13 protein-coding genes are annotated in these 12,741 nt (G+C 66.0%); 7 read left to right on the forward strand and 6 right to left on the reverse strand.

From position 1 onward, the window contains the following. Positions 1-5: 5 nt before the first annotated feature. Both D7325_RS14490 and D7325_RS14495 read left to right on the forward strand, forming a co-directional pair. The gene (locus D7325_RS14490; protein ID WP_120996822.1) at positions 6-566 is read left to right on the forward strand and encodes a response regulator transcription factor; all 561 of its coding nucleotides are present in this window, start codon (positions 6-8) and stop codon (positions 564-566) included. Positions 567-665: 99 nt separating this feature from the next. After that, positions 666-1,607 (forward strand): AEC family transporter, encoded by a 942-nt coding sequence (locus D7325_RS14495; RefSeq protein WP_120996824.1) that lies wholly within the window; start codon positions 666-668, stop codon positions 1,605-1,607. Here D7325_RS14495 and D7325_RS14500 read toward each other — a convergent pair. The 6 genes from D7325_RS14500 to gatC all read right to left on the reverse strand — a co-directional run bounded on the left by D7325_RS14500 (position 1,604) and on the right by gatC (position 7,543). Continuing rightward, positions 1,604-2,698, reverse strand: coding sequence for a calcium/sodium antiporter (locus tag D7325_RS14500; RefSeq protein WP_120996825.1), 1,095 nt, complete (start codon positions 2,696-2,698; stop codon positions 1,604-1,606). The two genes, D7325_RS14495 and D7325_RS14500, sit on opposite strands and share 4 nt — an antisense overlap. Beyond that, the gene (locus D7325_RS14505; RefSeq protein ID WP_120996828.1) at positions 2,695-3,777 is read right to left on the reverse strand and encodes a calcium/sodium antiporter; all 1,083 of its coding nucleotides are present in this window, start codon (positions 3,775-3,777) and stop codon (positions 2,695-2,697) included. Before D7325_RS14505 ends, D7325_RS14500 begins: the two co-directional genes overlap by 4 nt. An 18-nt stretch (positions 3,778-3,795) precedes the next feature. Further along, positions 3,796-4,206 (reverse strand): septal ring lytic transglycosylase RlpA family protein, encoded by a 411-nt coding sequence (locus D7325_RS14510; RefSeq protein WP_120996830.1) that lies wholly within the window; start codon positions 4,204-4,206, stop codon positions 3,796-3,798. A gap of 124 nt (positions 4,207-4,330) precedes the next feature. Next, on the reverse strand, positions 4,331-5,776 hold the full coding sequence (gene gatB, locus D7325_RS14515; RefSeq protein WP_120996832.1) for an Asp-tRNA(Asn)/Glu-tRNA(Gln) amidotransferase subunit GatB: 1,446 nt from the start codon (positions 5,774-5,776) through the stop codon (positions 4,331-4,333). A 13-nt stretch (positions 5,777-5,789) separates the two neighbouring features. Further along, the gene (gene gatA, locus D7325_RS14520; RefSeq protein WP_120997068.1) at positions 5,790-7,241 is read right to left on the reverse strand and encodes an Asp-tRNA(Asn)/Glu-tRNA(Gln) amidotransferase subunit GatA; all 1,452 of its coding nucleotides are present in this window, start codon (positions 7,239-7,241) and stop codon (positions 5,790-5,792) included. Between the two features lie 14 nt (positions 7,242-7,255). Continuing rightward, positions 7,256-7,543 carry an Asp-tRNA(Asn)/Glu-tRNA(Gln) amidotransferase subunit GatC gene (gene gatC, locus D7325_RS14525; protein ID WP_120996834.1) on the reverse strand — a complete coding sequence of 96 codons (288 nt, stop codon included), beginning with the start codon at positions 7,541-7,543 and terminating at the stop codon, positions 7,256-7,258. A 309-nt stretch (positions 7,544-7,852) separates the two neighbouring features. Here gatC and mreB point away from each other — a divergent pair, with 309 nt between their 5' ends. From mreB to rng, 5 genes are all read left to right on the forward strand, one after another. Then, positions 7,853-8,890, forward strand: coding sequence for a rod shape-determining protein MreB (gene mreB, locus D7325_RS14530; RefSeq protein WP_120996836.1), 1,038 nt, complete (start codon positions 7,853-7,855; stop codon positions 8,888-8,890). 124 nt (positions 8,891-9,014) lie between these two features. After that, complete coding sequence (gene mreC / locus D7325_RS14535) at positions 9,015-10,115, forward strand: rod shape-determining protein MreC (RefSeq protein WP_245962092.1); 1,101 nt, start codon at positions 9,015-9,017, stop codon at positions 10,113-10,115. Continuing rightward, positions 10,112-10,603, forward strand: a complete 492-nt coding sequence (gene mreD, locus D7325_RS14540; RefSeq protein WP_120996840.1) for a rod shape-determining protein MreD — start codon at positions 10,112-10,114, stop codon at positions 10,601-10,603. The genes mreC and mreD overlap by 4 nt, the downstream gene beginning before the upstream one ends. A gap of 39 nt (positions 10,604-10,642) precedes the next feature. Next, positions 10,643-11,227, forward strand: a complete 585-nt coding sequence (locus D7325_RS14545) for a Maf family protein (RefSeq protein WP_120996842.1) — start codon at positions 10,643-10,645, stop codon at positions 11,225-11,227. Positions 11,228-11,265: 38 nt separating this feature from the next. Next, complete coding sequence (gene rng, locus D7325_RS14550) at positions 11,266-12,723, forward strand: ribonuclease G (protein WP_120996844.1); 1,458 nt, start codon at positions 11,266-11,268, stop codon at positions 12,721-12,723. Positions 12,724-12,741: the final 18 nt, after the last annotated feature.

Consider the following 12,741-nt stretch of genomic DNA (forward strand, 5'->3'; position numbering starts at 1 on the left):
CGGAAATGAGCGACGAACACCTGATAGACGGCGAAGAGCATCCCCATCTGCTGCTGGTCGACGACGATGCGACCTTCACCCGCGTGATGGCGCGCGCGATGGACCGGCGCGGTCTGCGCGTGAGCATCGCCGGCTCGGCCGAAGAGGGCCTCGTGCTGGCCAGGCAGGACACCCCCGACTATGCCGTGCTCGACCTGAAGATGGACGGCGACTCGGGACTGGTGCTGCTGCCCAAGCTGCTGGAGCTGGATCCGGAGATGCGCGTCGTCATCCTGACCGGCTATTCGAGCATCGCCACGGCGGTCGAAGCGATCAAGCGCGGAGCCTGCAATTACCTCTGCAAGCCGGCGGACGCCGATGACGTGCTGGCCGCGTTGCTATCCAAGCACGCCGATCTCGAGACGCTGGTGCCGGAGAATCCGATGTCGGTCGATCGGCTCCAGTGGGAGCACATCCAGCGCGTGCTCGCCGAGCACGACGGCAATATCTCGGCGACGGCTCGCGCGCTGGGAATGCACCGCCGAACGCTGCAGCGCAAGCTGCAGAAGCGCCCCGTGCGGCGCTGATCGGCGCCTCGGCGATACGCGGCGATCGGCGGTCGGGCTGAGCTCACCCGGCGGCTTTTTCTCTTACCATGTGCGGCCGAGCCGTCTGCCGAGCCGTCCATGCTTGCCCTAGTTGTCCAGACCCTCAGCGTCACCACGCCCGTCTTCGCCATGCTGCTGCTGGGCATGGTGCTGAAACGGCTCGGCGCGATCGATGTGGCCTTCATCAATACGGCGTCGAGCCTGGTGTTCAACGCCACCATGCCGGCGCTGCTCTTCCTGTCGATCTACAACGCCGATCTGGAGACGGCCTTGCAGCCGGCCTTGCTGGGCTATTTCCTGCTGGCCAATGTGGCGGGCTTCTTTCTGATCTGGGGATGGGCGCGGTGGCGGGTACCGCGGATCGACCGCGGCGTTTACGTCCAGGGCGCCTTCCGCGGCAACAACGGCATCGTCGGGCTCGCGCTGGCGACCAGCCTGTACGGCGATCTCGGGTTGTCGCTGGGCGGCTTGCTCGCCGGCGCGGTAATCCTCATCTACAACGTCTTTTCCGCCATCGTGCTCGCCGTCTACAGCCCGAACGGCAATACGAACCCTCGCGCGATCGCCGTGGGCGTGGCCAAGAACCCGCTGGTGATCGGCGTCTTGTCGGCCATTCCCTTCGCCTATTGGCAAGTGGGCCTTCCGCAGTGGTTGCTGACCTCGACCGAGTATTTCGCCGGGATGTCGCTGCCGCTGGCGCTGATCTGCATCGGTGGTTCGCTGTCGCTGTCGGCGCTGCGTGACGGTCGGCGGACCGCCATTGGCTCCAGCCTGATGAAGATGGTCTGGTTTCCGGCGCTGTTCACGGCGCTCGCCTGGCTGCTGGGTTTTCGTGGAGCGGAGCTTGGTGTGCTGTTTCTCTATTTCGCCAGCCCGACGGCGGCCGCCAGCTATGTGATGGCCCGTGCCGCCAACGCCAACCACCAGCTCGCCTCGGCCATCATCGTGATGACCACGCTGATGGCGGCGATCACCATCAACCTCGGCATTCTGGCGTTGCAGACCCTCGGCTGGATCTAGCCGGCCCCGACTCGGCGATGCAGGCGCCAGTAGCGCAGCGCCAGTACCGCCAGGGTGACGGCCGTCAGCGGTAGCGCATACCCCAGCAGCGCATGGCCCAGCGTCTCGGCGAGCGGGCGCCCGGTGCTGACCAGCACCAGGTAGAGCGTGTAGGCGGCGTAATAGAGGACGAACAGCAGGCCCTCCCAGCGCGCGATGCTGAAGCCGGTGAAGAAGATCGGCAGGCACGCGAGCGACACCGCCAACATCACCGGGAAGTCGAACGCCAGCGCGTTGGCGGCCACCGGAATGGGATTCGGCGAGACCAGCGAGGCCAGTCCGAGTACGCATAGCAGGTTGAAGATGTTGCTGCCAACGATGTTGCCGACGGCGATGTCGCGTTCGCCGCGCAGGGCGGCCATCACCGAGGTGGCCAGCTCAGGCAGCGAAGTGCCCACGGCGACGACCGTCAAGCCGATCACCAGCTCGGACAAACCCAGTGTCCGGGCGAGCGCCACCGCACCGGTGACCAGAAAGTCGGAACCCTGTATCAGCAGCGCCAGTCCGGCGACGATGAGCACCAGGTCGCGCCACGCCGGCCGCTGCCCGGCCTGGTCGGCGCCGTACTCGTCGCTGAACTCATCCCCGCTGGTGCTCTTGTCCTGGCGGCTCTTGTAGATCAGGAACAGGGTGTAGACGACGATACCGGTGAACAGCAGTGCCCCGTCCAGCCTGCTTAGGCTTTCGTCGAAGGCCAGCGCATAGGTGGCGGCGCCGGCGACGATCATGATCGGCACGTCGAGGCGAATCAGCTGTCGCGAGACCAGCAGCGGGGCGATCAGCGCGCTTGCGCCGAGAATGAGCAACACGTTCGCGATGTTGCTCCCGACAACGTTGCCGATGGCGATGTCGCCGCTGCCATCGAACGCGGCCTTGACACTGACGGCCGTCTCCGGCGCGCTGGTGCCGAACGCGACCACCGTCAGGCCGATGATCAGCGGGGAAATGCCGAAGCGTGTCGCCAGCCGGGCGGCTCCGCGTACCAGCCATTCGGCGCCGAGCACGAGCAGCACCAGTCCGGCGACAAGGTAGACGAACGTCATGAGTGTCACGAATCGGTCTCCGTGGGCGGTTTGTGACGGGGTGAAAGCCAAGCATGTAGGCCGCTGGCGATCAGAATGGTGCCGGTGGCCGGCAGCACGAACCAGCTCATCGCGTGACGAAATATGTCGAAGCCGCCCAGCCCGGTCGAAAACATCGCCAGGTAGAGGATATAGGCCAGGTAGTGCGTGCAGAGCAGCAAGCCTTCCCAGCGTCTGATCCGCATGCCGCTGAGGAAGATCGGTACGCAGGCGGCGAATACCGCGAGCATCACCGGGAAATCGAACGTCAGGGCATTGGGTGAAATGGACAGGCCATCGGGCGCGACGAGGGCAGCGGAACCGGTGATCAGCGTGAGGTTGACGATGTTGCTGCCGACGATGTTGCCGACGGCGATGTCGCGTTCGCCGCGCAGTACCGCCAGGAGCGACGTGGCGAGCTCGGGCAGCGAGGTACCGACTGCCACCAGCGTCAGACCGATCACCCGTTCCGACAGCCCCAGCGCGCGGGCCACCGATACCGCCCCCTCGATGAACAGGTGAGAGCCCGCGGCCAGTAAACCCAGCCCGACGAGCGCCAGCAGCAGGTTGGCCAGAGGCGGGCGGGCGGGTTCCTGCGCCTCGGTAGCGGATGGGGCGGTGCCTCGGCTGCGGCGTAGCAGGCATAGCGTGTAGAGCCCGATGGCCGCCAGCAGGCCGACGCCCTCCAGGCGGCCCAGCCTGCCGTTCAGCGCCAGCGCAAACACCAGCCCGCCGATTCCGAGCATGACTGGCACATCGAAGCGAACGAGCCGGGGCGCGACGGCCAGCGGCGAGACCAGCGCCGAGAGCCCGAGAATCAGCAGCACGTTGGCGATGCAGCTGCCCAGGGCATTGCCGACGGCGATGTCGCCTCGTCCGGACAGCGCGGCCTCGACGCTGACGGCGCCTTCGGGAGCGCTCGTGCCCAGCGCGACCACGGTCAGGCCGATCGTCAATGGCGATCCGCCCAGCCGACGGGCCAGACCCGCCGCACCCTTGACGAGACCTTCGGCGCCAAGGACCAGCAGGCCGAGTCCGGCGATCAGGTAGGCAAGGGTCAGCGCCGACATCGAGTGGTCACCCTGCCGCTACAAGTCGGCTTCGATGCGCACCCGTACCACGCCCTGCTCGATCATGCCCAGCGCCTGAGCCGCGGCGCGCGACAGGTCGATGATGCGCCCCCGGCGAAACGGGCCGCGATCGTTGATACGGACGGTCACCTGTTTGCCGTTGTCGAGATTGGTGACGCGAACCTGCGTACCGAACGGGAGTGAACGATGGGCTGCGACCATTGCGGTCTGATCGTGAGTTTCGCCATTGGCCGTGCGCTGTCCGTGATGCCGGCGCGCATAGAAGGAGGCCTTGCCCGTCTGGGTGAAGGTGCGTGCCTGTGTAGTCGGCTCGGGCGCCGGCGGCGGACTCACCGGCGCGCGATCGGCGCAGGCGGTCAGCAGGGCGAGGAACAGCAAGGCGAGCGGAAGCGGCAACCGGATCGGCATAGGGAATCCTTTCAGGTGATCGGTAGCGAAGTCGCAGCGCGCCTCGTGAGGTGACGACCGGCGCACGTCGGTCACTTCGACGCGTGCGTGCGGGCGTTGGTTCACGCCCGCACGCACGGAGAGATCAGCCTTCGAGCTTCTTCTTCAGCAGCTCGTTGACCTGGCCGGGGTTGGCCTTGCCCTTGGAAGCCTTCATCGCCTGGCCGACGAAGAAGCCGAACATCTTGCCGCGCTTGGCTTCGTCGCTGGCGCGGTACTGCTCGACCTGCTCGGCATTGGCGGCCAGCACTTCGTCGAGCATCTTCTCGATCGCCCCAGCGTCGGTGACCTGCTTGAGGCCCTTCTTCTCGATGATTGCGTCGGCCGAGCCTTCGCCGGCGGCCATGGCTTCGAAGACCATCTTCGCGATCTTGCCGCTGATAGTGTTGTCCTTGATGCGCAGGATCATGCCGCCCAGCTGCTCGGCGGAAACCGGTGACTGCTCGATGTCCAGGCCTTCCTTGTTGAGCAGGCTGGACAGCTCGCCCATCACCCAGTTGGCCGCCAGTTTGGCATCGCTGCAGGTGGCGTTGACCTGTTCGAAGTAGTCGGCCATCTCGCGGCTGGCCGACAGCACGCTGGCATCATAGGTGGACAGACCGAACTCACGCTCGAAGCGCTCGCGCTTCTGGCCGGGCAGCTCCGGCAGGCTGGCGCGCACTTCGTCGAGGAAGCTTTGCTCGATCACTACCGGCAGCAGGTCAGGGCAGGGGAAGTAGCGGTAGTCGTTGGCTTCTTCCTTGCTGCGCATGGCTTTAGTTTGGTCGGTGTTCGGGTCGTACAGGCGGGTTTCCTGCACCACCGTGCCACCGTCCTCGATCAGCTCGATCTGGCGCCGCACCTCGTGGTTGATCGCTTTTTCGATGAAGCGGAAGGAGTTGACGTTCTTGATCTCGGCGCGGGTGCCGAAGGCTTCCTGGCCTTTCGGGCGTACCGACACGTTGCAGTCGCAGCGCAACGAGCCTTCGGCCATGTTGCCGTCGCAGATGCCGAGGTAGCGCACCAGGGCGTGGATCGCCTTCACATAGGCGACGGCCTCCTTGGCGCTGCGGATGTCCGGCTCGGAGACGATCTCCAGGAGCGGCGTGCCGGCACGGTTCAGGTCGATACCGCTCATGCCGTGGAAGTCTTCATGCAGGCTCTTGCCGGCGTCCTCTTCCAGGTGCGCGCGGGTGATGCCGATGCGGCGCGTGGTGCCGTCTTCCAGGGTGATGTCCAGGTGGCCCTTGCCCACGATGGGGTGATCCATCTGGCTGGTCTGATAGCCCTTGGGCAGGTCGGGGTAGAAGTAGTTCTTGCGGGCGAAGACGTTCTTCTCGGCGATCTCGGCGTCAATGGCCAGGCCGAACTTGCAGGCCATGCGCACGGCCTCGGCGTTGAGCACCGGCAGGGTGCCGGGCATGCCGAGGTCGACCAGGCTGGCCTGGGTGTTGGGCTCGGCGCCGAAGGTGGTGGCGCTGCCGGAAAAGATCTTCGACTGGGTGCTGAGCTGTGCGTGGATTTCCAGCCCGATCACGGTTTCCCATTGCATCTGTTCGAACTCCTCAGAATCCGGCCGGGGCGCGCAGGTGCCAGTCGGTGACCTGCTGGTACTGGTGCGCAACGTTGAGCAGGCGGCCTTCCTGGAAGTAGGGCGCCAGCAATTGCACGCCCACCGGCAGGCCGTCGATAAAGCCGGCCGGCATCGACAGGCCAGGGATGCCCGCCAGGTTGGCGGTGATGGTGTAGATATCCTCGAGGTAGGCCGACACCGGATCGGCGTTCTTCTCGCCCAGCTTCCAGGCCAGGTTCGGCGTGGTCGGGCCGAGGATCAGATCGACCTCCTCGAAGGCGCTGACGAAGTCGCTCTTGATCAGCCGGCGAATGCGCTGTGCTTTCAGGTAATAGGCATCGTAGTAGCCGGCCGAGAGCGCATAGGTACCGACCATGATGCGCCGCTTGACCTCGTCACCGAAGCCTTCGGCGCGCGAGCGCTTGTAGAGGTCGGTGAGGTCGGCCGGGTTCTCGCAGCGGTAGCCGAAGCGCACGCCGTCGAAGCGCGACAGGTTGGAGCTGGCCTCCGCCGGCGCGATCACGTAGTACGCCGGGATGGCGTGCTGCATGTTCGGCAGGCTGATGTCCTTGATGGTCGCCCCGAGCGTCTTAAGCTCTTCGACCACTGCCAGCACCTTCTCGGCGATGGCGCCGTCGAGGCCTTCGCCGAAGTATTCCTTCGGCAGGCCGATGCGCAGGCCGGTGAGCGGCTTGTTCAGCGTGGCGAGGTAATCGTCCACCGGCTGATCGACGCTGGTCGAATCCTTCGGGTCGAAGCCGGCCATGGCGCCGAGCATCAGCGCGCAGTCCTCGGCGGTACGGGCCAGCGGGCCGCCCTGATCGAGGCTCGAGGCGTAGGCGATCATGCCCCATCGGGATACCCGTCCGTAGGTGGGCTTGATGCCGGTGAGACCGGTCAGGGCCGCGGGCTGGCGGATCGAGCCGCCGGTATCGGTACCGGTCGCAGCGGGAATCAGGCGTGCGGCGACCGCCGCGGCCGAGCCGCCGGAGGAGCCGCCGGGTACGCGGGTCAGGTCCCAGGGGTTCTTGACCGGGCCGTAGTGGCTGGATTCGTTGGCCGAGCCCATGGCGAATTCGTCCATGTTCAGCTTGCCGAGACTGACGGCGCCGGCGCTGGCCAGCTGCTCGACCACGGTCGCGTCGTAGGGCGAGACGAAGTTGTGCAGGATCTTCGAGCCGCAGGTGGTCAGCACGCCTTCGGTGCAGAACAGGTCCTTGTGGGCGATCGGCGCGCCGAGCAGGGCGCCGGTTTCGCCATCGGCGCGGCGGGCATCGGCGGCACGGGCCTGGGCGAGGGCCTGCTCGGGTGTGAGGGTGATGAAGCTGTTGAGCTGCGGATCGAGCCGTTCGATGCGGGCCAGCAGCGCGTGGGTCAGCTCTTCGGCCGAGAACGCCTTGTCCGCCAGGCCGCGGGCGATCTGGGTCAGGGTCAGTTGGTGCATGTCGGACGCATCCATCATTCGATCACCTTCGGCACCAGGTAGAGGCCGTCCTGTACCGCCGGGGCGACGGCCTGGTAGGCCTCGCGCCGATTGGTTTCGGTGACGCGATCGGCGCGCAGTCGCTGGGTGGTTTCCAGCGGATGGGCGAGCGGCTCGATGCCGTCGGTGTCGACGGCCTGCATGCGGTCGATCAGGCCCAGGATGGTGTTGAGGGTTTCGGTGGTGCGGGGCAGGTCAGCCTCGTTCAGGCCCAGGCGGGCCAGGTGGGCGATCTTTTCCACCTCGGAGCGTTCAAGCGCCATCGCAATCTCCAGCGGAAGTCAGTCGGTCATCGACCTTCCGTCGGACCATCCGACCGGCAAGATCGACGGAGCGACCCGCCCAAGGCGGCGCTCCAGAAAGGGCGGCAATCTAGCATGTTGGGTCTGGAGCCGGTAGCGCATGGCGGCCCGTCGATGCCTGCCGGCACCCTGCAAAAGCACGCCAGCCGGGCTCGTGCACGGTTCACGAACCGGGCCATGCGAGCCCCTCGCGCCTTGCCCAACAGGCGGGCCATTGATAGAGTTTGGCGCACTTTTTTCCCCACGCGTTTGCCTCAGGGCCCTTTCCCCATGTTCAAGAAACTGCGTGGCATGTTTTCCAGCGATCTGTCGATCGACCTGGGCACTGCCAATACCCTTATTTATGTGCGCGACCGGGGCATCGTCCTCAACGAGCCTTCCGTCGTCGCCATTCGCAACCACGGCAACCAGAAGAGCGTGGTGGCGGTGGGTACCGAAGCCAAGCGCATGCTCGGTCGGACCCCAGGCAACATCAATGCGATCCGCCCGATGAAAGACGGCGTGATCGCCGACTTCAGCGTTTGCGAAAAGATGCTGCAGTACTTCATCAACAAGGTGCACGAGAACAGCTTCCTGCAACCCAGCCCGCGCGTGCTCATCTGCGTGCCGTGCAAGTCGACCCAGGTCGAACGTCGCGCCATTCGCGAATCGGCACTCGGTGCCGGCGCCCGTGAAGTGTTCCTGATCGAAGAGCCGATGGCTGCGGCAATCGGTGCGGGTCTGCCGGTCGAAGAAGCGCGCGGCTCGATGGTCGTCGACATCGGCGGCGGTACCACCGAGATCGCGCTGATTTCGCTCAACGGCGTGGTCTATGCCGAATCCGTCCGAGTGGGCGGCGATCGCTTCGATGAATCCATCGTCACCTACGTGCGCCGCAACTACGGCAGCCTGATCGGCGAATCCACCGCCGAGCGCATCAAGCAGGAGATCGGCGCGGCCTATCCGGGCGCCGAGCTGCGTGAGGTCGACGTGCGGGGCCGCAACCTGGCCGAGGGCGTGCCACGCAGCTTCACGCTGAATTCCGCCGAAGTGCTCGAAGCACTGCAGGAGTCGCTCGCCACCATCGTTCAGGCCGTCAAGAGCGCGCTCGAGCAATCCCCGCCGGAACTCGCGGCGGACATCGCCGAGCGTGGCCTGGTACTGACCGGCGGCGGCGCGCTGCTGCGCGACCTGGACAAGCTCCTGGCGCAGGAAACCGGCTTGCCGGTGATCGTTGCCGAAGACCCGCTCACCTGCGTCGCGCGGGGCGGCGGTCGTGCGCTGGAGATGATGGATCGTCACACCATGGACCTCCTGTCCACGGAGTGAGCCGCACATCATGCGTCGGGCGGGTGGCTGGCGCCGGTGAGATCCGGTCACTTCCCCGACGCGATGCCTGCGCTACGAGGAAGCCGCCATCAAACCCTTATTCGCAAAAGGCCCTTCGCTCGGTGTGCGCCTGTTGGCGCTCGTCGTGCTGTCGGTCGCCCTGATGGTGGTGGACGCCCGCTTCAACTCGCTCAAGCCCGTGCGCAGCGAGATGGGACTGGTGCTGATGCCGTTCTACTGGCTTGCCGAAATGCCGGCCCGGCTATGGGACGGCATGACCGAGCAGATCACCAGTCGCAGCACCCTGATGGCCGAGAACGAAAAGCTCAAGGCCGAGGCGTTGCTGATGCAGCGGCGGTTGCAGAAGCTGGCCGCGCTGACCGAACAGAACGTGCGCCTGCGCGAACTGCTCAATTCGTCGGCGCTGGTCGACGACGAAGTGCTTGCCGCCGAACTCATCGGCGTCGACCCCAACCCATACACCCACCGCATCCTGATCGACAAAGGTGAAAAGGATGGGGTGTTCCTCGGCCAGCCGGTGCTCGATGCCAGCGGGCTGATGGGGCAGGTCGTGGAGGTGATGCCCTATACCGCGCGCGTCCTGCTGCTGACCGACAGCACCCACAGCATTCCGGTGCAGGTCAACCGCAACGGGCTCCGCGCGATTGCCAGCGGCACGGGCAATCCCGAGCGTCTGGAGCTGCGGCATGTCGCCGATACGGCCGACATCAAGGTCGGCGATCTGCTGGTCAGCTCCGGTCTGGGGCAGCGCTTTCCGTCCGGCTATCCGGTGGCGACCGTCACCGAGGTGGTGCATGACGCCGGACAGCCGTTCGCGATCGTGCGGGCGATGCCGACGGCGGCGCTCAATCGCAGTCGCTACCTGCTGCTGGTGTTCACCGACCAGCGCACCCCCGAACAACGCGCGAACGATTCGGCGATCGCCGCCGAGCAGGCCGCCGAAGCTCCGGCTGGGGAGGCGACGCCGGCATCGGGAAGCGCCGCCACCGCCGAGCCGACACCAGCCGCACCGACCGCCGCACCCGCCCCAGCCACACCGAACGCAACCACACCGAATACAGCCACGCCGAACGCACGTACACCGAGCACAGCCGCGCCGGGGCCATCCGATGCGCGCGGTCCGGATGCACCGCCGTCGCCGTCGAGCGAGCAGACGAGGCCGTCGACTCCGCCAGCCGTGCCTGCTGACCAGGGGGCGCAATGATAGGTACCCGTCCCAACAACGGCTGGGTGATCTGGCTGACGTTCGCCATCGGCCTGCTGCTCAGCGTGGCGCCGATGCCGGAATTCATGGAGGTCGGCAGGCCGCTGTGGGTGGCGTTGTTCCTGAGCTACTGGACGCTTTACGTGCCTCACCGCATCGGTATGGGAACGGCATGGTTGCTGGGGCTGGCCGCCGACGTGCTGTACGGCACGCTGCTGGGCCAGAACGCCCTGGTGCTGACGCTGGTGGCCTTTCTGGTATTGCTGCTCCAGCAACGGTTGCGCATGTTCCCGATGTGGCAGCAGAGCCTCGTCCTGCTGGTGGTGTTCGGGCTGGCCCAGCTGGTTCGGCTATGGCTGAACGTGCTGGCCGGCAGCCCGCCGCCGCCGACGCTGCCTTTCCTTCTGCCGGTGCTGGTCAGCGCGCTGCTGTGGCCCTGGATGTTCGTCGCCCTGCGTGGCATCAGGACGCGCCTGCAGGTCAACTGAGCCGACCCGCACGGGCGAGTCGGACCGAAGGAGGGCCTCATGGCCGCTTTGTACCTCGCCTCCGCGTCGCCCCGGCGCGCCGAATTGCTGCAGCAGATCGGCGTACCGTTCGATATTCGTATCCGCCCGATAGACGAAACCCTGTTGCCGGGCGAGCAACCGGCGGCCTACGTTGAGCGCCTGGCCCGCGCCAAGGCGAAGGCGGTGCTCGAAACCCTGACCGTACCGGCCTGTGTGCTGGGCTCGGACACCGCTGTGGTGCTCGCGGGGCGGGTGCTTGGCAAGCCTGCCGACCGGGACGACGCCATCGCCATGCTCGAGGCCCTGTCGGGGCGCGAGCACCAGGTGTTCACCGGGGTCGCGGTGCTCGACCGCACCAGCTGCCAGGTCGAGGTGGTCGACACCCGGGTGCGCTTTCGCCGGTTGCGTCGCGATGAGATCGAGGCCTACTGGGCCACCGGGGAACCGTGCGACAAGGCCGGTGCTTATGGCATCCAGGGACTTGGCGCCGTGTTCGTCGAGCGTATCGAGGGCAGCTACAGCGGGGTGGTCGGCTTGCCGCTGTGCGAAACTGCCCGCCTGCTCGAAGAATTTGGGTTATATGGCTGGAGACCGGAGGCCTGAGCCTCGACGAGTCACCACACGGCTGCCGGGAAGCGAAAATGAGCGAAGAAATTCTGATGAACATCACCCCGATGGAATCGCGGGTGGCCGTGGTCGAGAACGGTGTCCTGCAAGAGGTGCACGTCGAGCGCACCCAGCGCCGCGGCATCGTCGGGAATATCTACAAGGGCAAGGTCGTGCGCGTGCTGCCGGGCATGCAGGCGGCGTTCGTGGACATCGGTCTCGATCGCGCGGCGTTCATCCACGCCTCGGAAATCTCGACGCGCGAGGCCAACGCGGTGGAACCGATCAGCGCGCTCGTGCAGGAAGGGCAGGCCCTGATCGTGCAGGTGACCAAGGACCCGATCGGCACCAAAGGCGCCCGGCTCACCACCCAGCTGTCCATCCCGTCGCGCTACCTGGTCTACATGCCGCGCACCGCGCACGTCGGCATCTCGCTGAAGATCGAGGACGAGGCCGAGCGCGAGCGGCTCAAGCAGGCGGTGGCCGATTGCATCGAAGCCGAAGGCATCGAGGAAGCCGGTGGCTTCATCCTGCGCACCGCGGCCGAGGGGGCCGGTGCCGAGGAATTGCTGGTCGACATCCGTTATCTGCGCCGCCTATGGGGGCAGATCGCGGCCCAGATGAAAACCGCCGGCACGCCCTCGGTGATCTACGAGGACCTGTCGCTGGCGATGCGTACCTTGCGCGACCTGGTCAACCCCCGGATCGAGAAGATCCGCATCGACTCGCGGGAGAACTTCCAGAAGGTCACCCAGTTCGTCGCCGAACTGATGCCCGAGCTTGGCGATCGGCTGGAGCACTATCCCGGCGAGCGGCCGATCTTCGACCTGTACGGCGTCGAGGACGAAATCCAGAAGGCGCTGGAGCGCAAGGTCATGCTCAAGTCCGGCGGCTACCTGGTGATCGATCCGGCCGAGGCGATGACCACCATCGACGTCAATACCGGGGCCTTTGTCGGGCACCGTACGCTCGAAGAGACCATCTTCAAGACCAATCTCGAAGCCGCCACCGCCATCGCCCGCCAGCTCCGGCTGCGCAACCTCGGCGGGATCATCATCATCGATTTCATCGACATGGAAGACGAAGAGCACCGCCGCCAGGTGCTGCGCACGCTGGAAAAGCAGCTCGATCGCGACCACGCGAAGACCAACATCATCGGCATCACCGAACTCGGCCTGGTGCAGATGACCCGCAAGCGCACGCGCGAAAGCCTCGAACAGGTGCTCTGCGAACCCTGTGTGAGCTGCCAGGGTCGCGGCAAGCTGAAGACGCCGGACACCGTCTGCTACGAGATCTTCCGCGAAATCCTGCGCGAGGCGCGCGCCTACCAGGCCGAGGGCTACCGCGTGCTGGCGAACCAGAAGGTCGTCGATCGCCTGCTCGACGAGGAGTCGGGCAACGTGGCCGACCTGGAGAGCTTCATCGGGCGGCCAATCAAGTTCCAGGTCGAGACCATGTACTCGCAGGAACAGTACGACGTGGTCCTGTTGTGATGACGGCGCCGTATTTCA

It is taken from the genome of Stutzerimonas urumqiensis, assembly GCF_003640395.1.
GTDB classification, from domain to species: Bacteria; Pseudomonadota; Gammaproteobacteria; order Pseudomonadales; family Pseudomonadaceae; genus Stutzerimonas; species Stutzerimonas urumqiensis.